Source organism: Mesorhizobium sp. M0771, from assembly GCF_040320155.1.
Lineage (GTDB): Bacteria > Pseudomonadota > Alphaproteobacteria > Rhizobiales > Rhizobiaceae > Mesorhizobium.
In genome coordinates, this window is the sequence record NZ_JAMYPC010000020.1 from 17,899 (window position 1) to 34,826 (window position 16,928).

The window sequence follows — 16,928 nt, forward strand, 5'->3', positions numbered from 1 at the left end:
CTGCCAGTCACCCCTGCCACACGCCCTCTTTGCGCAGATCATCCATGGTCCGCGAAATGCCTTCGCGCAGGATCGCCACCATGTCGTCGATCTGCTCTCGCGTGATGATCAGCGGCGGCGACATCACGCACATGTTGATCAGCGGCCGGACCAGGAGGCCGAGTTCGTGGCAATGCGCGTCGATGCGCTTGCCGACATCCTTGTCGAGCTGCAGCGGATCCTTGCTTTCGCGGTCGGCTACGCACTCGACGCAGCCCATCAGGCCCATGCCGCGGACTTCGCCAACCAGCGGCAGTTCCTCCAGCGTCTTCAACTGCGCCTGGAAATAGGGCGCGACATCGCGCGTGTGGGCCAGCACGCTGTCTTCCAGGATATCGAGGTTCTTCAGCGCCACCGCGCAGCCGATGGGATGACTGGTATAGGTCAGGCCATGGCCGAACATCGCATCGGGATGGTTGGAACGGCGCATTTCCTGAAGCAGCCGCTCCGAGATGATGACGCCGCCAAGCGGGAAATAGCCTGATGTAACGCCCTTGGCGAAGGTGATCATGTCGGGGTCGATGCCGAAGCCATCGCCGGAGGCAAAGACATGGCCGAGCCGCCCGAAGCCGGTCACCACCTCATCGGAGATATAGAGGATATCGTTGTCCCTGCAGATTTCGCGAATGCGCTTGAGATAGCCATCCGGCGGCACGACGACGCCGCCGGATGCCTGCACCGGTTCGCCGACGAAAGCACCGATCTTCTCTGCGCCGACGCGGGCGACCGTATCGCGAAACTGATCGACCAGGAAATCGCAGAAGGCGGCGATGTCAATGCCTTTCGGCCGCCGGAACGGGTCTGGCGAGGACAGTTTGACGACCAGATCGTCGGCGCCGTCCATCCAGTCGCGGTCGCGCGGCCGGCCGTTGAGCGAGGCCGACAGATAGGTCGAGCCGTGATAGGCGCCGCCGCGGCTGAGGATCAGCTTCTTTTCCGGCCGCCCGCGCACATTGTTGTAGAACTGCATGAAGCGCAGCGCCGTCTCGACAGCCGACGATCCGCCGGTGGTGAAGAAGGTATGGCTGAGATCGCCCGGCGCATGATCGGCGAGGCGCTTGGCGAGCTCGGCCGACGGCGCATTCATCGTATACCAGGGCGTGTTGTAGGACAGCATCATCGCCTGGTCGTACATCACCCTGGCCAGCTCCTCGCGGCGGTGGCCGACATTGATGCACCACATGCCGGCCGGCCCGTCGATCAGTCGCTTGCCTGTTACATCGGTGATGTAGATGCCATCGCCCTCGCCAATCAGCGCACGCGCTTCATTGCCGACCGAGCCGGCATAAGGCCAGGGCTGGATGAGATGGCGCTTGGCCAGCTCGACCGCATCGCCACCGTCAGCCATTTCCATCGCTCTTAGGTCTCTTGCAGCCGCCATCATTGCCTCGCATCGTCTGAGCGTAATTTCACCGGACAGAAAGCGAAGCGCCAAGGGCAGGAAAGCCGGCTTTCTTCACTTCATTTTGAATGTCCGTTCAATCAATATTGCAGAAATAGCGCTTGATTTCAATGCACGGATGCGCTCATGATGAAAGAAAGCCGGCAAGCTTGGAGCGCAACCAGCAAAGCGCGCTCCGCAAAAATTGGGAACAGGCAGCCGGCCCGGTCAATGGGAGCATCATGGCGGAACAGTTCGAGCCAGCAACCGAGATCACGCCCGGGTCGCTGCAATGACGGTAGCTGCCGAAGGGGTGCCCACGCGACGCATGACGCGAGCAAGGCGAAACGCCCTTCTGCAGTCCGAATCCGTCCAGGGCCTTGCCCTGATCAGCCCGACCTTGGTCTACGCTTTGATCCTGCTGCTGGTGCCGATCCTGGTGGTCTTCGCCCACTCCTTCTGGACGCAGAACTACCTCACCATCGACCACACATTCACGCTGGAGAACTATCGCATCGCGCTGACCGAGCCGATCTACCGCGATCTTCTGTGGCGCTCGCTCTACATTTCCCTGACGGTGAGCTTTTTCACCGTCATCCTCGCCTATCCGATCGCCTATTTCATCTCGTTCCATGGCGGTCGCCACAAGAGCCTGTGGCTGTTCCTGATTACCATCCCGTTCTGGACCAGCTATCTCCTGCGCGTGATGTCATGGAAAGTCATCCTCGGCTATAATGGCGTGCTGAATTCCGGCCTGATGGGCCTCGGCATCATCGACGAACCATCGACCGCGCTACTCTACAATTCCAGCGCCGTCATCATCACGCTCACACACGCCTGGGCGGCCTTCGCCATCCTGCCGATCTTCGTTTCGCTCGAGAAGGTCGACCGCACCTTGGTCGAGGCTGCCACCGATCTTGGCGACGGCCCGCTGCGCTCCTTCCTGCGCGTGACGCTGCCGCTGTCGGCGCCGGGCGTCATCTCGGCCGCTCTCATCGTCATGATCCCCACCGTCGGCGACTACGTCACCCCAAAGCTGGTCGGCGGCAAGGATGGCGTGATGATCGCCAATGCCATCGAGTCGCAGTTCCATAAGGCCTCCAACTGGCCACTCGGCGCGGCATTGTCCGTGACCACCATGCTGGTCGTGACGCTGATGGCGGGCGCCACCGTGCTCATCATCCGCGCGCTGCAGAGGCTGGCGCGATGACGGCGAGGCGGCGCCTTTTTCCCGGCGGCTGGCTGTCCGCCTACGCCTTCCTCTACGTCGTCTTTCTCTATCTGCCGGTGATCTTCCTGCCGATCTTCTCGATCAACACCGCGCCGACGCCAAAATTTCCTCTCACCGGCTATACGCTGAAATGGTACCAAGACCTGCCGAAGACGCCGGCGCTGCTTGACGCCGCCTGGAACAGCCTGATCGTCGGTATCTCGGCATCGGTGCTGGCGACGCTGCTCGGCATCCTCGCCGCCCGCTCGATCACCCGCTACCGCTATCCCGGCCGCCGCACAATCAATGGCCTGATCATGGCGCCGCTGGTGCTGCCGGAAATCATCCTCGCCATCTCCATGCTGCTGGTCATGCTGCAGTTAGGCCTGAGCCTGTCGCTGTTCACCGTCGTGCTCGGCCATGTCCTGATCTGCATTCCCTATTCGATGACGGTGCTGACCGCCGGTTTCGAGGGCTTTGACCGCAGCCTCGAAGAAGCCTCCGCCGATCTCGGCGAGAGTGCCTTCGGCACCTTCCGGCGGGTGACGCTACCGATGGTGGCGCCGGCGATCATTTCCAGCCTCCTGGTCTGCTTCACCATCTCGCTCGACGAGTTCGTCATCGCTTTCTTCCTGACCGGCACCGAGACGACGCTGCCGATCTATATCTGGGGCCAGTTGCGCTTTGCCGCCAAGCTGCCGGGTGTGTTGGCGCTGGGCACGCTGCTGCTGGTTGCCTCTTTCGTTTTGATGACCGTTGCCGAGATCCTGCGCCGCCATGCGGCCAGACGCACCCAGAGCGAGGGAGGCCTCTATGCCTGAGCAGTCCCGGGCCGAACGGCCTCAGGATGAGCCATCCAAGCAAGATAATTCCGAGCGGGCCCAATCTGATCGACCCCAAACCGACCGGGCAATGATCGAAATCCGCAGCGTTACCCGCAGCTATGGGGCGTTCAAGGCGCTCGACGACGCCTCGCTGACCATCAAGGAGGGCGAGTTCTTTTCGCTGCTCGGCCCTTCCGGCTGCGGCAAGACCACGCTGCTGCGCATGATTGCCGGTTTCGACAACCCGACCAGCGGCTCGATCTCGGTCGGCGGCCAGTCGATGGAAGGCATCCCGGCCAACCGCCGGCCGACCAACATGGTATTCCAGAGTTATGCCATCTTCCCGCATCTCAATGTCGAGCAGAATGTCGCCTATGGGCTGAAACGGCTCAGGCTGGGAGGAACGGAAGAAAAGCGCCGCGTCGAGGAAGCGCTGGCGCAGGTGTCGCTCACCGGCCTCGGCAAACGCCTCGCCACCGAGCTTTCCGGCGGCCAGCGCCAGCGCGTGGCGCTCGCCCGCGCCTTGGTGATGCGGCCCAAGGTGCTGCTGCTCGACGAGCCGCTGTCGGCTCTCGACAAGAAATTGCGCGAGCAGATGCAGGTCGAACTGCGCCGCCTGCAGCAGGCGGTCGGCATCACCTTCGTGCTGGTCACCCATGACCAGTATGAGGCGCTCGCTATGTCCGACCGCATCGCCGTAATGTTCGGCGGCAAGATCGCCCAGGTCGCCTCGCCCAAGGAAATCTACCAGCGGCCGGTCAACCGCCAAGTCGCCGATTTCCTCGGCGGCATGAATTTCGTAAAAGCGCAGATCATAGAGGAGAATGCCGCCTCGCTGGTCGTCGACACGCTGGGCTTCGGCCGCGTCAGGACCGACAAGCCGAAGGCCTTCATGCGCAATGGCGGCGGCGCCACTCTGGGCATCAGGCCGGAGCGATTGCGCGTGCTGTGGGACAATGCGACGGCGAAATTCGAAGTGGCCGGCAAGGTGGTCGAACGCCACTATTTTGGCGAGATCACCCACCTGATCGTCGAGATACCCGGATTGGAAAAGCCACTGTCGGTCACCGAGACCAACGACTTCGGCGCCGACGATATCCCCGTCGGCACGTCGGTCCGCCTCGGCTACGATCCCGAGGCCCTGGTGGCGATGGCGGACTGAGCATGATCCCGAAAAGTGGGAACCGATTTTCGGAATAAGATCATGCTCCACTAAGAATTTTAAGTTCCGTCGCGATCTGTTTGGCTGCGATCCGCCCCATAACGATGGCGCCTTCGACATAGCCCGGGAATGACGGCGACAGTTCCGACGATGCTAAATGAACCGGGGCAGCGCCGGCACGGATCGTGCGCTCGGCATCCCGTGCCGTCACATCGACAATTAGGTCGCTGTAGGCGCCGCCGCTCCAGCGGTCATCGATCCAGTCGCGCTGGCTGAAATCGATAATGCCGGCCGCCTCCGGGCCAAGGGCATCAACGAGCCTCGCCGTGACCTCCGCACGCAGCGCCGCGTCCGCGAGCGGACGCCAACGCAACGCCAGTGGTCCGCCGACGAAGACGACCAGCGCGGCATGTTGCGCATCCTTGCTGGCGTCACAGGCGAACAGGCCCGGCAGGTCGCGCCACATCACCATGCCGCACAGGTCGCGCTCGCGCCAGAACGGCGTGGGATAGCGCACCAGGATCTTGATCACCGCACCGCTTTTCCAGACGCCGAGCGCCTTTGCGAGAGCCGGCGGCAGAGCGGGCGCGAAATCCAGCTTCGCGGCCGTCGCCGGCGGCAGCGCGACCAGCACTTTTCGCGCTTCGATGGAGCTGCCTGCCGAGACGGCACGAACCCCTTGCGGGCCGTGCTCGATGCGCGTAACCGGCTCGTTCAGCCAAACCCTGTCGCCGAGATCTCCGGCCATATCCTCGGCCAGCGACTGCATGGTTTCGAGCAGCGAATATTGCAGCTCAGGCACCTCGTTGGTGATGCGGCGGTCATTGTCGATGAGGTACCACAGCGGCACCTTGTCCATCGCCAGGCACCACAGGCCTTCGATCATCGAGCGAAAAGCCGTCTTGGCGTCAGTGGGATCATGCTGGCGTTCGAGCCAGGCGGCAGCGCTCATGCCGGCGATCGAGGGATCGTCCGGCTCGATCGCATTCATCCGCTCGCGGATTGCCATCGCGCCATGATAGGTCCGTTCGGCCTGTTCGACCGACAGCGATGGATGGGTGATGAAATCGCCATTCACATAGGTTTCGACGAAGGCCTTGCCACGGGACGCGGCCAGCGCCGCCACCTCCGGCATGTCTTCGCAGAAAAACTGGCCGCCGCTGTCGATGCGCTCGCCAAGCCCGTTGCGAATAGCCTCGACCCTGCCGCCGACGCGGTCGCGTGCTTCGAGCAGCACGACATCGATGCCGGCCTTCCTCAGCTCAAGCGCAGCCGACAGGCCGGTGAAACCGGCGCCGACGATGACGACATCGGTTCTTTCAGTCCTGTCGCTCAATAGCCGGCCTTGATCTTCTCGAATTCCGTGACCATGCGCTGCTTGAGCTCAGGCGGCACCGGCTGCTGGAACAGCGTCTTGTCCAAGAACTTGTCGAGATTGTCGAAGCCACGGTCGCTCAGCACCTGATGGTCGATCGCGGCCATCCCGGCGCTGTTGCCGTGGCCGTAGCCGAAGGTCTTGACCAAGTAATCGGACACGGCATGCGCGTTGACCGCACTGAGGAAATCATAGGCCTGATCGAGCTTGCCCGGCGCATCCTTCATCAGCACATAGCCGCACACCCAGGTGGATATGCCTTCCCTGGTGTCGCGGTTCATGGCGATCGGCATGCCTTGGCCCTTGAGCGTCACGAAGGTCTCATTCCAGCCCCAGACGAGGTCGACCTCATTGCCGGTAAAGGCCTGGTTGAGGTCGGTGTCGTCGGTCCAGTAAAAGCGGATGTTCTTGTGGACGTCACGCAGGAAGGCGGACGCCTCCTGGAACTGCGCGTCGGTCATCTTGGTCCAGTCCTTGAGGCCGATGACCAGGCTGGCCAGCGCATAGGCGTCATCGACATTGTCGCCGATGGTGACGCGGCCCTTGAATTTGGGATCGGCGAAAATCTTCAGCGACTGCGCTTCCTCCGCGGTGACCTTGTCGGTGCGGTAGAGCAGCGAAGTGTTGCCCCAGTCGAACGGCATGAACCAGGCCTTGCCGTCGGCGGTGACGGCGAGATCCTTCATCGCCATGATGCCGGGATTGAGATCCTTCCAGCCGGCGATCCGGGAGGTGTCGAGCGGTTGCAGAATGCCGGCCGCGCGCCACTTGGTCACGCTTTGCGAGCAGGGGTGGGCGATGTCGGCCTTGAAGCCGGCGCGCATCTTCTGGAACGCTTCCTCCTCGTCGCCGAAGAAAGCAAAGGTCGGCTCGGCGCCGTATTTGGCGGTGTAGTCGGGGTGCAGCAACGGATCTTCATAGCCTGACCAGTCGAACACGACGAGGTCGCCGCCGCCTTCGGCATAAGCAAGCACGGCGCCGGCGCCGACTGTAAGAGCAGCGGCAAGGACGAGGCGGCGAAGCATGGAATTCATGGCGCGAAACTCCTCATCGCGAAAAGCGGCCGGGCGACGTTACGGAATTTCAGCGGCCTTGGCGAGACCGTCTGCCCGCGCACTGACAGGCAGACGGAGGAGGCCGGACAGAGCTTTAGTAGCCTGCCTTGATCTTCTCGAATTCGGCGATCATCTTGAGCTTGAGCGACGACGGCACGGGCGATTGGAACAGGGTCTTGTCGACGAATTTCTGCACGTCGTCATAGCCCTTTTCTTTCAGGATCGCCGGGTCGACGCCGGCCATGCCCTTGGCGTTGGCCTGGCCATAACCCCAGTCCTTGACCAGCACCTTGGCGGTCTCGGGATCGTTGATCGCGTTGAGGTAGTCATAGGCCTTGTCGACATTGCCGGGTGCGTCCTTGAACAGCACGTAGCCGCAGACCCAGGTCGAGATGCCTTCGTCCGTATCCTTCTTGGACTTGATCGGCACACCGGCAGCGACGGATTGTACCGTGGCATCGTTCCATGCCCAGGCGAGATCGACCTCGCCGCCGCTCAGCAACTGGACGACGTCCGTGGTATCGGTCCAGTAGGAGCGGACATTCTTGTGCACCTGGCGCAGGAAGTCGGACGCCTGCTTGAACTGGTCGTCCGTCATCTTGGTCCAGTCCTTGAGCCCCATGGCAAGGCTGGCCAGCGCATAGGCGTCGTCGACATTGTCGCCGATCGAGACCCGCCCCTTGAACTTGGGATCGGCGAAGGCCTTCAGCGACTGCACATCCTTCGCGTCGATCTTGTCGGAGTTGTAGGTGAGCTGGGTGTTGCCCCAGTCCCACGGCATGAACCAGGCCTTGCCGTCCGACGTGGTGGCCAGATCCTTCATCGCCATGATGCCGGGATTGAGATCCTTCCAGCCGGTGATCTTCGAGGTGTCGAGCGGCTGCAGCAGCCCCGCCTCACGCCACTTTGTCACGCTCTGCGAGCAGGGATGGCCAAGGTCGGCGTTGAAACCGGAGCGCACTTTCTCGAAGGCTTCGTCCTCGTCGCCGAAGAAGGCGAAGGTCGGCGAGTCGCCGTTCTTCTCGACATATTTGGGGTGGAAGCTCGGGTCCTCATAGCCCGACCAGTCGAACACGATCAGGTCCTTGTCGGCGGCGACCGCAATCGCCGCGGCCGAACCAGCCAGCTTCGCCGTCAGCGCCAATGTCAGTGTCAGGCGTCGGGTTATTCTTTTCATGCTGTTCCATCCTCTTTGTTTTTGATTGTTCGCTCCGGCTTGGATCTGCCGGTTGTTGTCAACGTCCGCTGCCCGGCCGGTAGTGTTTCGGAAAGGCGGCCGACAGGAATTCGTTTGCCGCCTGCAGCGCGCTCTCACGGGTGACGTCCTCGGTCCCCATCATCAGCCGCAGCCACAAGCCCTCCAGCATGGCGCTGAGCGCGAGCGCCATGACCTGCGGCTCATAGGCATAACCACCGCCCTGCTTGAGCGTGGCACAGAGGTCGATGAAGATCTTCTGGTAGGCCGCGTCGCGTGCGCCGCACAGCGCCTGGTAGGTCGGCCGCGACTTGGCCTCGCCCCAGAACGCGCACCAGGCCGCGAGCTTGCGCTTGTTGCAGATCGAACGGTCGAAATCGGCGGCGACCAGCGCCCGCAGCTGCCGGGCTGGATCCTCGCCGGCCTTGGTCAGCGCGACGCGCCAATGCGCCGCATATTCGTCGGCCATATAGGCAAGCGTGGCGACGAGCAGCTTCTCCTTGCTCTCGAAATGGAAGTTGACGATGCCGCGCGACAGGCCGGCGCCGTCAGCGACATCGGCCATCGTCGTTTCCGAATAACCGCGCTTGGCCAGCGAATCGATGGTCGCTTCGATCAGCTGCTGTTGCCTGACCTCCTTCGACGCCTTGCGGCCGCGTTTTTCCGGTTCGGTTTTTCCAGACGTGTCGGAGGATCGCTCTTCGCGCGCTGCAGCTTTCATCGGTGCCGTCATGCTCCACATTGCCGGCTATCCCACCACAGCCGGCTTCCACCCGCGAAGATGAGTGGGACGGTGCTCGCCACTGTCAAGCACCTTCTGCATGGCCTCCCAGGTTCGTATGTTCTTGTCGATATAGGCCGCTCCGACTGCGGCTGCCGCCGTCTGGTAGAGCGGGCCTTTCAGCCTTTCCAGCTCGCCGCGCGCGACCTTGCGATACCAAGAATTGCGGTCTCTGACGGCGACATCGGCAAAGCCGGCGCTGCGCATCGCTTGCGCATAGCGTGCCGGCGAGGCCATGGCGAAGGACAGGCCTTCGGCCGCGACATAGGCCTTCATCTCAGATGACGGCTCGCCGTCATGGCCGATCAGCCAGTCGGAGGCGGCAAAGACGCCGCCCGGTTTCAGCACGCGGAAGATTTCGGCAAACAGCGCGTCCTTGTCACGCACATGCAAAAGCGCGTCCTTGGAGAACACAACATCGAAGGCGCCATCGGTGAAAGGCAGCGCTCCGGGTGACGCCTGGATGAAGCTGGCGCGGTCTGAGAGCCCGCGTGCAGCAGCCCGCGTTCTGGCCGCCTCGATCACCGGGCGTTCGATGTCGAAGCCGGTGGCATGGGCTGCACCGTGGCGCTCGATCAGATGCAACGCGATGCCGCCGGAGCCGCAGCCTATGTCGAGGATCGTCTTGCCCTTGAGCGACAGGCCTTCGACCACCCGGTCGACCTCGTCGGGTCCGCCCGGCGACAGATAACCCTCGCCCCACAGCGCCTCGAGGAAGCGGATCGCGGCGTCGTCATATTCCGGCTCGCCATCTGCCGTTTCGATCATCAGACTTTAAGTCCCATCAGCCGAATTGCGCAGGTTCGAATGCCGGCAAAGCGTAGCGTATTAACAGGAAAACGCAATATAATTTGTTGAACATTCATTCAGAACGGCTGGACAGAATAGCCGCTGCCGTGCCAAATTCCGCGCATTCGGCGACAAATCACGCGAAAAATGAAGGGTCGAGCACCATGAAGGCTGGGCGCGAATGAAAGCTTGGGATGCGATCGTCATCGGCGGCGGACACAACGGCCTGGTCAACGCCTGCTATTTGCAACGCGCCGGGCTCGACGTGCTGGTGGTGGAAAAGAACGACTGGGTCGGCGGCGCCGCCACCAGCCGCGAGCTGACGCCGGGCTTCCTCTACTCCAACTGCTCCTATGTCTGCTCGCTGTTTCGCCCCGAGATCATGCGCGACCTCGAACTGCCGCGCTTCGGCTTGCAGGTGATTTCCTATGAGGGCGGCGCCGTGTTCACGCGCGATGGCGACTACCTCGCCAACTACCGCGATCACGATGCGCACCGGCGCGAATTTGCCCGCTTCTCCAGGCGCGACGCCGAGGCCTATGACCGTTATTCGCGCGACGTGACGCGGCAGTGCCGTTTCATCCAGCCGCTGCTGATGCGCACCGCACCGGACCCGGCCAGTCTCAAGCCGCGCGACCTCGGAGAGCTTCTCTATCTCGGCAAGAAGTTCGTCGGCCTGTCATCAGAAGAAATGGCGCTGACGCTGCGCTTCTGGACCATGTCGATCTCGGAATTCCTCGACGAATATTTTGAGACCGATGTCATCAAGGCGAACTTCGCTTTGTCCGGCATTATCGGTACCGCGCTCGGGCCGATGTCGCCCGGCACAGCCTACGTGCTGCTGCACCATTATATGGGTGAGGTCGACGGCTCGGTCGGCGCCTGGGGCTATGCGCGCGGCGGCATGGGCGCCGTCACCAAGGCGCTCGCCGCTTCATTCAAGGCGTCCGGCGGCGCTATCCGCACCGGCGCCGAGGTCGACCATGTGCTGGTGAGCCGAGGCAAGGCCAAGGGCGTGGTGCTGGCCGGCGGCGAGGAGGTCTACGGCAAGCTCGTCGTCTCCAACGCCGACGTCAAACGCACATTCCTGAAACTGGTCGAGGAGAAGGAACTGCCCGACATTTTCCTGCGGCGGGTCAGGAACTTCAAGATCCGCGGCTCCTCCGGCAAGGTCAACATCGCGCTGGATTCTCTGCCGGAATTCCCGGCACTGCCGAAGGATTCACCCGTTTATCGCGGCGACATGCATTTCACCGATTCCATGGAGCGCATGGAGCGCGCCTATGACGACTGGAAGGCCGGTCGCTGGTCGGCCGACCCATTCCTCGACATGGTCATCCCAACGACGCTCGACCCGACCATGGCGCCGCCGGGCAAGCATTTCATGAGCTGCTTCGTGCAGTACGCACCGCCCAAGGTGAACGGCCGCGACTGGACCGATGCCGACCGCGACGGTTTCGCCGAAAGCGTAGTTGCGCAGATCGCCGAATACTCGCCAGGCTTCCGCGACCGCATCGTCCATATGGAGGTGCGCACGCCGCGCGAGATCGAAGCCGAGGTCGGCCTCACCGAAGGCAACATTTTCCAGGGCGAGCTGACCTTCGACCAGTTGCTGTTCAACCGGCCGGTGCCGGGCTACGCACAATACCGCTCGCCGGTCGGCGGGCTCTATATGTGCGGCTCCTCGACACATCCCGGCGGCGGCGTCATGGGCGCACCCGGCCGCAATGCGGCAGCCGAGATCCTGCGCGACCTCGCCAAATCGACCTCCCATATGAGCCCGGCCCATGACGTCATTTGATGCCATCATCATAGGCGGCGGCCATAACGGCCTTGTCGCTGCCGCCACTCTGGCGAAAGCCGGCCGCAAGGTGCTGGTGCTGGAAGCGGCCGGCGATGTCGGCGGCGCGGCGCGCACCGAAGAGTTTGCGCCAGGTTTTCGGGTCTCCTCGATCGCGCATGTGCTGAACCGCCTGCACCCCGACGTGGTGAAGACATTGGAGCTGGAGAAACACGGGCTGCAGGTCACCCGCGCAGACTTCATTCCGTCGGTCGCCTTGGCGAGGGACGGCCCGCCGCTTGTCCTGCATGGCGCCTATGGCGAAGTGCTGACCGGCTCCACTCCGTCCGAGCAGTCCGCCTGGAAGGAATTGCGCGCGCAACTCATGCGCTATGCCGGCATCCTGAAACCGTTCCTGTCGCGGCGCCCGCCCGATCTCGGTGGCATGTCGCTGCTTGAAACCGCAGCGCTCGGCCAGACGGCCGTGGCGCTGAAAAAGCTCGGCAAGGAAGACATGCGCGATTTCCTGCGGGTGCTCCTGTTGAACGTCGCCGACCTGCTCGACGAACAGCTTGCCGATCTCAGGCTGAAGGGCCTGCTTGCCTTCGACGCCACGCTTGGCAGCCACCTCGGCCCGCGTTCGCCGACCTCGCTGCTTGGCCTCTATTACCGGCTGGCCGGCGAGACTGACGGTGCGGCCGGGGCACAGATGCTGCCGAAAGGTGGTATGGGTGCGGTCGTTGCCGCCATTCGCGCGGCGGCGGAGAAAGCCGGCGTCACCATCCGCACGGCAGCGCCCGTGGCCAGAATAGTCGTCGAGAAAGGGCGCGCCCTCGGCGTGACCCTCGACGGCGGCGAGGTGCTGCACGCCAGAACGATCGTCTCCGCCATCAACCCGGCGACGACCATGCTCGATCTCGTCGGCCCGCGCGAGATCGACACGGGTTTCGTGCGCAAGGTAAAGAACATCCGCATGAGGGGCGACGCGGCGAAGCTCCATCTGGCGCTCGAACGGCAACCGCAATTTTCCGGCGTCGGCGCCGATAATCACAAGGGCCGTCTGGTCATCGCGCCCTCGGCCGACCATGTCGAGCGCGCCTTCAACCCGTCAAAATATGGCGAGTTCTCAGCCGAACCGGTGATGGAGATCACACTGCCGTCGCTCTCCGACCCGTCGCTCGCGCCAAGCGGCGCCTGCGTGCTGTCGGCGATCGTGCAATACGCGCCTTATGCGCTGAAAGAGGGTTGGGATGCCGGCAAGCCGAAATTCCTCAAGGCTGTTATGGCGCAGCTCGAAGCGTACGCCCCCGGTATCGGCAAGTCCGTGCTGCATGCCGAGCTTTTGACGCCAGCCGATATCGAAGCCAATTGCCGCATGCCGGGCGGCCATTGGCACCACGGCGAATTGCAGGCCGACCAGATGTTGATGTCGCGGCCCGTCTCCGGCTGGTCGGGCTACGACACGCCGATCGAGGGGCTGTTCCTGGCCGGCGCCGGTTCGCATCCGGGCGGCGGCGTTTCGGGTGCTCCCGGTTTGAATGCGGCGCGGCGCATCATCGCGATGAAGGGATGATCGGATGTTTCAGCCAGTCAACGCCGCACTTTACGGCGAAGGAATGCCGTCATGACGAGTCCGATCAACAACGCCGCCCGCACCACAGCGCAGTCGCATTTCCGCACACTGCGTCTCGGCACGCCGTTCCAGCCGCGCATCGATGCGCTGGCCAAAACTCAGGACTGGTACAATTGGGCCGGCTATCGCGCGCCGCGTTCGCTGTGGGACGAGGAACTCGAATATTTCGCCATCCGCAGCCAGGCGGCTTTGTTCGACATCTCGCCGATGACCAAATACCGCATCGAGGGGCCGGATGCCGAAGCCTTCCTCGATCGCGTCACGCTGCGCGATGTCACCAAGCTGAAACCGGGCCGCGTCCACTACACCGCATGGTGCGACGACGAAGGTTTTGTCCTCGATGACGGCACGCTGTTCCGGCTGTCGCCGACCCGCTTCCGCCTGTGTTCGCAGGAGCGGCACCTGCCCTGGCTGCTCGACAGCGCCATCGGTTTCGAAGTGACCGTCGAAGAAGAGACTGAAAGCGTCGCTGGTCTCGCTCTGCAAGGCCCAACCTCCTTCGCCGTGCTGCGCGAGGCCGGCTTTGCCGGCGTTGAAAAACTCAAAGTGTTCGATCTCGCCGAGTTCCCGCACGATGGCGGCACTATCACCATCTCGCGCACTGGCTTCACCGGCGATCTCGGCTACGAACTGTTCGTGCCGGCCGAAAAAGCGCTCAGCCTCTGGGACCGCCTGATGACGGCAGGCGAACTGCGCGGCATCCGCGCCATCGGCTACGCCGCCCTCAACCGCGCCCGGCTGGAAGCCGGCCTCATCGTCGCCAATGCCGACTTCACCACCGCCGAGCATGCCATTCGCGCCGACCGTCTGCGCATGCCGGACGAGATCGGTCTCGGCTTTATGGTCGATTTGGGAAAAGGCCATTTCAATGGCCGCCGCGCCATGCTCGAAGCGCGCGCCAAACGCAAGCTGCGCCATGTGCTGGTCGGGCTGGAGATCGAAGGCAACATCCCGGCCGAACACGCCATCGTCTACCACAAGAAGCATCAGGAGGTCGGGCTGGTCAGCGCCGCCATGTGGTCGCCGATGGCCAAGCGCAATATCGCCATCGCCTCGCTGACGCGTCCCTATGGTGATAGGATGGTCGAAGACCTCTGGGTCGAGATCTACGCAATGCGCGAGTTGCAGTACCAGAAGCTGATGAAGCGGGCCAAGGTGGTGGCCCGTCCTTTCATCAAGCTCGACCGCCGCACCGCCAATCCGCCAGCGGATTTCTGATCATGGCCGACGAACCGGATGATGAGACGGAAGCCGCCGAACAGTGGCAGCTGGTCAACACGCCGCTCGGCGAAAAATGGTCGGGTCGTACCCGCTATGCCGCCGCCATGTACTTCTACAAGCGCGGTGAAATGAGCGCCGAGACGCTCGAAGTCTACCGCATCTGCGCGCGGCTGGACTGGGAGAACCCGCTGCCGATGATCAGGGATCGCGGCGGCCAGGATTGGCTGAAGCGCATGGGCGCTTAAGCCTCAGCCTATGGTTCTTTCGAGAACGTTCAGCCAGTTGCGATAGGCGATCTTCTCGATCAGCGCGCGTCCGAAGCCGCGCGCGGCCAGCGCATCTACCAGCTTTGGCAGACCGGCAACGTCGCCGATGACCGCCGGGATCATGGCGCCGTCGAAATCGGAGCCGAGACCGACGCCGTCCTCGCCCAGCGCCTGCAGCAGCGAGTCGACATGGCGCACCATGATGTCGAGGCTGGTGTCCGAGTTCATCCGTCCGTCTTCACGCAGGAAGCCGGTTGCGAAGTTGAGCCCGACCATGCCGCCGGTCTCGCGGATAGCGCCGAGCTGCCAGTCCGTCAGGTTGCGCGAATGGGTGCACAGCGCATGCACGTTCGAATGGGTGGCGACCAGCGGCGCATCGCTGAGTGCGGCGACATCGCGAAAGCCCTTTTCGTTGAGATGCGACAGGTCGACCATGATCTTGAGCTGATTGCAGGCCTTGATCAGCGCCTTGCCGGCATCGGTCAGCCCCGGTCCGGTATCGGGCGACGACGGAAAGCGGAACGGGACGCCGTGGCCGAAGGCGTTGGGTCGGCTCCAGACAATGCCGAGCGAGCGCAGGCCGGCTTCGTAGAGCACGTCGAGCAAGGTAAGTTCGGGATCGATCGCCTCGACGCCTTCGATGTGAAACACCGCCGCGATGGAACCTTTCGCCATCGCCTCGCGAATGTCACCGGCACTGCGGCAGACGGTCAGAGCCCCCGCTCGCTCCAGCCGAAACAGGATCGAGGCCATGCCGATGGTGGAATTGAGCGCATCAGCGCGCGGCAGTTCCGGCGGCAACGGCTCATTGTCGCTCGGCGCCGGCGGCACCGCAGAGCGTTTGCTCTTCTCGACCGGCGGTGGAAAGATCGCGAACATGCCGCCGGCAAAGCCGCCCTTCTTGGCGCGCGGCAGATCTATATGACCGCCCTGCGTCCCCTCGATGAACAGCTTTTCGACGTCTGTGTCTTTCGACTGGTACAGTCGCAGCAGCGTGTCGTTGTGGCCGTCGAAGACGGGGACGAGATCGGGTTCGGTCATCAGGAAGCCATTCGGTCAATTGGCAGGAGCGGACGAACCGCGGCGAACTGTGTACTTAGGCAAGAAGGCCGAACTGCGCAAATGCCAGAGAGGCGTTCGCTCTTGTGGCTGAGCGGCTCCGACCACCTGCCGGGTCCCCGCTGCTTCGCAGCGTCCCGGCGTTCGCCGGCCTTTCATCGTGCCACCGGCACGATGAATTCGCCTTCGGCGACCGGCAACTCACCCCACAAGGGGAGAAGGGAAAAAGGTCTATTGCTTCAGCACATCCGCCCATTCCGGATGGCGGCGGAACTGGGCGTTGGCGAAGGGGCAGAGCGGGATGATCTTCTTGCCCACTGCCCGCGCGTCCTCGACGGCGCGTGTGACGAGCCGAAGGCCGGCGCCCTGGCCGCGAAACACGTCCGGCACTTCGGTGTGATCGATGATGATCTGGTGCTCGCCGACCTTGGTGAAGGTCATCTCCGCCTCGGCGTCGCCGGGCCCGCGCAGGACATAACGTCCCTTCGAGCCGCGGTCCTCGAGTTCGATCTCAGGCAATTCGTCAGGCATCGCTTGCTCCTTCAACCGGCGCATCGGCAAAAAGCCGCCTCGCCGCTTCGATCTCGTTTGGCCGAATTTCGTGGCCGCCATCGTGCCACTCCACTGTGACATCGGCGCCATCGGCACGCAAATAGGCTTCCAGCCGCGACGTCAGGTTGGGCGGGCAGATCGGGTCGCGCTTGCCGGCGGTGACCAGGATGCGGCGTCCGGCAAGGCTGCCCTGCACCTGCGGTTCGAACGGGATCAGCGGGTGCATCAGCACCGCCGCATCGAACAGCTCGGGCGCGGCGAACATTACGGACGCCAGGATGTTGGCGCCGTTGGAATAGCCGAGACCCAAGACCGAAGATGGCCTTGCCGCTGCCACCTGCGCCTTGATAAAACCGGCCATCTTGCCGGTCGCCCGCGCGAGGTCGTCCATGTCGTAGACGCCCTCGCCGGTGCGGCGGAAGAAACGCGCCGCACCATGCTCGGAAACATCGCCGCGCGGCGATACGATCGTCGCCTGTGGCGCGAGGTCGCGCCCGAGCGACAGCAGCTGGCTCTCGTCCGCGCCGGTGCCGTGAAAGACGAAGAGCAGGGGGCCGCCGAGCGAACCCGGCAGCGCCTTATGGATGTAAGCTTCCTTGCTCATCG

Annotated in this window: 16 protein-coding genes; 7 read left to right on the top strand and 9 right to left on the bottom strand. The window is 63.3% G+C overall.

Going from position 1 to position 16,928, the window contains the following annotated elements; genetic code table 11:
* Positions 1 to 7: 7 nt before the first annotated feature.
* The gene (locus tag NKI05_RS25440; protein WP_023670068.1) at positions 8 to 1,420 is read right to left on the bottom strand and encodes an aminotransferase; all 1,413 of its coding nucleotides are present in this window, start codon (positions 1,418 to 1,420) and stop codon (positions 8 to 10) included.
* Between the two features lie 292 nt (positions 1,421 to 1,712).
* Here NKI05_RS25440 and NKI05_RS25445 point away from each other — a divergent pair, with 292 nt between their 5' ends.
* The 3 genes from NKI05_RS25445 (at position 1,713) to NKI05_RS25455 (ending at position 4,616) form a co-directional block, all read left to right on the top strand.
* Positions 1,713 to 2,630 carry an ABC transporter permease gene (locus NKI05_RS25445; protein ID WP_023816431.1) on the top strand — a complete coding sequence of 306 codons (918 nt, stop codon included), beginning with the start codon at positions 1,713 to 1,715 and terminating at the stop codon, positions 2,628 to 2,630.
* The gene (locus NKI05_RS25450; RefSeq protein ID WP_023670071.1) at positions 2,627 to 3,451 is read left to right on the top strand and encodes an ABC transporter permease; all 825 of its coding nucleotides are present in this window, start codon (positions 2,627 to 2,629) and stop codon (positions 3,449 to 3,451) included. The genes NKI05_RS25445 and NKI05_RS25450 overlap by 4 nt, the downstream gene beginning before the upstream one ends.
* Positions 3,452 to 3,542: 91 nt before the next feature.
* Entirely contained in the window at positions 3,543 to 4,616 is a 1,074-nt protein-coding gene (locus NKI05_RS25455) for an ABC transporter ATP-binding protein (RefSeq protein ID WP_023690124.1), read from the top strand.
* A gap of 40 nt (positions 4,617 to 4,656) precedes the next feature.
* Here NKI05_RS25455 and NKI05_RS25460 read toward each other — a convergent pair whose 3' ends face one another.
* The 5 genes from NKI05_RS25460 to NKI05_RS25480 all read right to left on the bottom strand — a co-directional run bounded on the left by NKI05_RS25460 (position 4,657) and on the right by NKI05_RS25480 (position 9,790).
* On the bottom strand, positions 4,657 to 5,952 hold the full coding sequence (locus tag NKI05_RS25460) for a flavin monoamine oxidase family protein (protein WP_023816429.1): 1,296 nt from the start codon (positions 5,950 to 5,952) through the stop codon (positions 4,657 to 4,659).
* On the bottom strand, positions 5,949 to 7,025 hold the full coding sequence (locus NKI05_RS25465) for an extracellular solute-binding protein (RefSeq protein ID WP_352793427.1): 1,077 nt from the start codon (positions 7,023 to 7,025) through the stop codon (positions 5,949 to 5,951). The genes NKI05_RS25460 and NKI05_RS25465 overlap by 4 nt, the downstream gene beginning before the upstream one ends.
* A 115-nt stretch (positions 7,026 to 7,140) precedes the next feature.
* Positions 7,141 to 8,223, bottom strand: coding sequence for an ABC transporter substrate-binding protein (locus NKI05_RS25470; protein ID WP_023816427.1), 1,083 nt, complete (start codon positions 8,221 to 8,223; stop codon positions 7,141 to 7,143).
* A 58-nt stretch (positions 8,224 to 8,281) separates the two neighbouring features.
* Positions 8,282 to 8,962, bottom strand: coding sequence for a transcriptional regulator BetI (gene betI / locus NKI05_RS25475; protein WP_023708595.1), 681 nt, complete (start codon positions 8,960 to 8,962; stop codon positions 8,282 to 8,284).
* 27 nt (positions 8,963 to 8,989) lie between these two features.
* On the bottom strand, positions 8,990 to 9,790 hold the full coding sequence (locus NKI05_RS25480) for a class I SAM-dependent methyltransferase (RefSeq protein WP_023816426.1): 801 nt from the start codon (positions 9,788 to 9,790) through the stop codon (positions 8,990 to 8,992).
* A gap of 202 nt (positions 9,791 to 9,992) precedes the next feature.
* Here NKI05_RS25480 and NKI05_RS25485 point away from each other — a divergent pair, with 202 nt between their 5' ends.
* The 4 genes from NKI05_RS25485 to NKI05_RS25500 are packed head-to-tail and all read left to right on the top strand — an operon-like array spanning position 9,993 to position 14,690.
* Positions 9,993 to 11,612, top strand: a complete 1,620-nt coding sequence (locus NKI05_RS25485; RefSeq protein WP_023670078.1) for a phytoene desaturase family protein — start codon at positions 9,993 to 9,995, stop codon at positions 11,610 to 11,612.
* Positions 11,599 to 13,164 (top strand): phytoene desaturase family protein, encoded by a 1,566-nt coding sequence (locus NKI05_RS25490; RefSeq protein WP_023751671.1) that lies wholly within the window; start codon positions 11,599 to 11,601, stop codon positions 13,162 to 13,164. The genes NKI05_RS25485 and NKI05_RS25490 overlap by 14 nt, the downstream gene beginning before the upstream one ends.
* Positions 13,165 to 13,215: 51 nt before the next feature.
* Positions 13,216 to 14,442, top strand: coding sequence for an aminomethyl transferase family protein (locus NKI05_RS25495; RefSeq protein ID WP_023701357.1), 1,227 nt, complete (start codon positions 13,216 to 13,218; stop codon positions 14,440 to 14,442).
* Between the two features lie 2 nt (positions 14,443 to 14,444).
* Positions 14,445 to 14,690 carry a hypothetical protein gene (locus NKI05_RS25500; RefSeq protein ID WP_023690115.1) on the top strand — a complete coding sequence of 82 codons (246 nt, stop codon included), beginning with the start codon at positions 14,445 to 14,447 and terminating at the stop codon, positions 14,688 to 14,690.
* A gap of 3 nt (positions 14,691 to 14,693) precedes the next feature.
* On the opposite strand, the gene NKI05_RS25505 is transcribed toward NKI05_RS25500, so the two are convergent.
* The 3 genes from NKI05_RS25505 to NKI05_RS25515 all read right to left on the bottom strand — a co-directional run bounded on the left by NKI05_RS25505 (position 14,694) and on the right by NKI05_RS25515 (position 16,926).
* Positions 14,694 to 15,752, bottom strand: a complete 1,059-nt coding sequence (locus NKI05_RS25505) for a dipeptidase (RefSeq protein ID WP_023751670.1) — start codon at positions 15,750 to 15,752, stop codon at positions 14,694 to 14,696.
* Positions 15,753 to 16,001: 249 nt separating this feature from the next.
* Positions 16,002 to 16,301 carry a GNAT family N-acetyltransferase gene (locus NKI05_RS25510; RefSeq protein ID WP_023751669.1) on the bottom strand — a complete coding sequence of 100 codons (300 nt, stop codon included), beginning with the start codon at positions 16,299 to 16,301 and terminating at the stop codon, positions 16,002 to 16,004.
* Positions 16,294 to 16,926 (bottom strand): alpha/beta hydrolase, encoded by a 633-nt coding sequence (locus NKI05_RS25515; protein ID WP_023751668.1) that lies wholly within the window; start codon positions 16,924 to 16,926, stop codon positions 16,294 to 16,296. Before NKI05_RS25515 ends, NKI05_RS25510 begins: the two co-directional genes overlap by 8 nt.
* Positions 16,927 to 16,928 lie beyond the last annotated feature (2 nt).

Bases quoted from the DNA above. Each gene is read 5' to 3' on its own strand.
- NKI05_RS25490 (WP_023751671.1), top strand. From the start codon at position 11,599: ATGACGTCATTTGATGCCATCATCATAGGCGGCGGCCATAACGGCCTT.
- NKI05_RS25445 (WP_023816431.1), top strand. From the start codon at position 1,713: ATGACGGTAGCTGCCGAAGGGGTGCCCACGCGACGCATGACGCGAGCA.
- NKI05_RS25450 (WP_023670071.1), top strand. From the start codon at position 2,627: ATGACGGCGAGGCGGCGCCTTTTTCCCGGCGGCTGGCTGTCCGCCTAC.
- NKI05_RS25505 (WP_023751670.1), bottom strand. From the start codon at position 15,752: ATGACCGAACCCGATCTCGTCCCCGTCTTCGACGGCCACAACGACACG.
- NKI05_RS25485 (WP_023670078.1), top strand. From the start codon at position 9,993: ATGAAAGCTTGGGATGCGATCGTCATCGGCGGCGGACACAACGGCCTG.
- NKI05_RS25470 (WP_023816427.1), bottom strand. From the start codon at position 8,223: ATGAAAAGAATAACCCGACGCCTGACACTGACATTGGCGCTGACGGCG.
- NKI05_RS25495 (WP_023701357.1), top strand. From the start codon at position 13,216: ATGACGAGTCCGATCAACAACGCCGCCCGCACCACAGCGCAGTCGCAT.
- NKI05_RS25455 (WP_023690124.1), top strand. From the start codon at position 3,543: ATGATCGAAATCCGCAGCGTTACCCGCAGCTATGGGGCGTTCAAGGCG.
- NKI05_RS25440 (WP_023670068.1), bottom strand. From the start codon at position 1,420: ATGGCGGCTGCAAGAGACCTAAGAGCGATGGAAATGGCTGACGGTGGC.
- NKI05_RS25480 (WP_023816426.1), bottom strand. From the start codon at position 9,790: ATGATCGAAACGGCAGATGGCGAGCCGGAATATGACGACGCCGCGATC.
- NKI05_RS25465 (WP_352793427.1), bottom strand. From the start codon at position 7,025: ATGAATTCCATGCTTCGCCGCCTCGTCCTTGCCGCTGCTCTTACAGTC.
- NKI05_RS25515 (WP_023751668.1), bottom strand. From the start codon at position 16,926: ATGAGCAAGGAAGCTTACATCCATAAGGCGCTGCCGGGTTCGCTCGGC.
- NKI05_RS25510 (WP_023751669.1), bottom strand. From the start codon at position 16,301: ATGCCTGACGAATTGCCTGAGATCGAACTCGAGGACCGCGGCTCGAAG.
- NKI05_RS25500 (WP_023690115.1), top strand. From the start codon at position 14,445: ATGGCCGACGAACCGGATGATGAGACGGAAGCCGCCGAACAGTGGCAG.
- betI (WP_023708595.1), bottom strand. From the start codon at position 8,962: ATGAAAGCTGCAGCGCGCGAAGAGCGATCCTCCGACACGTCTGGAAAA.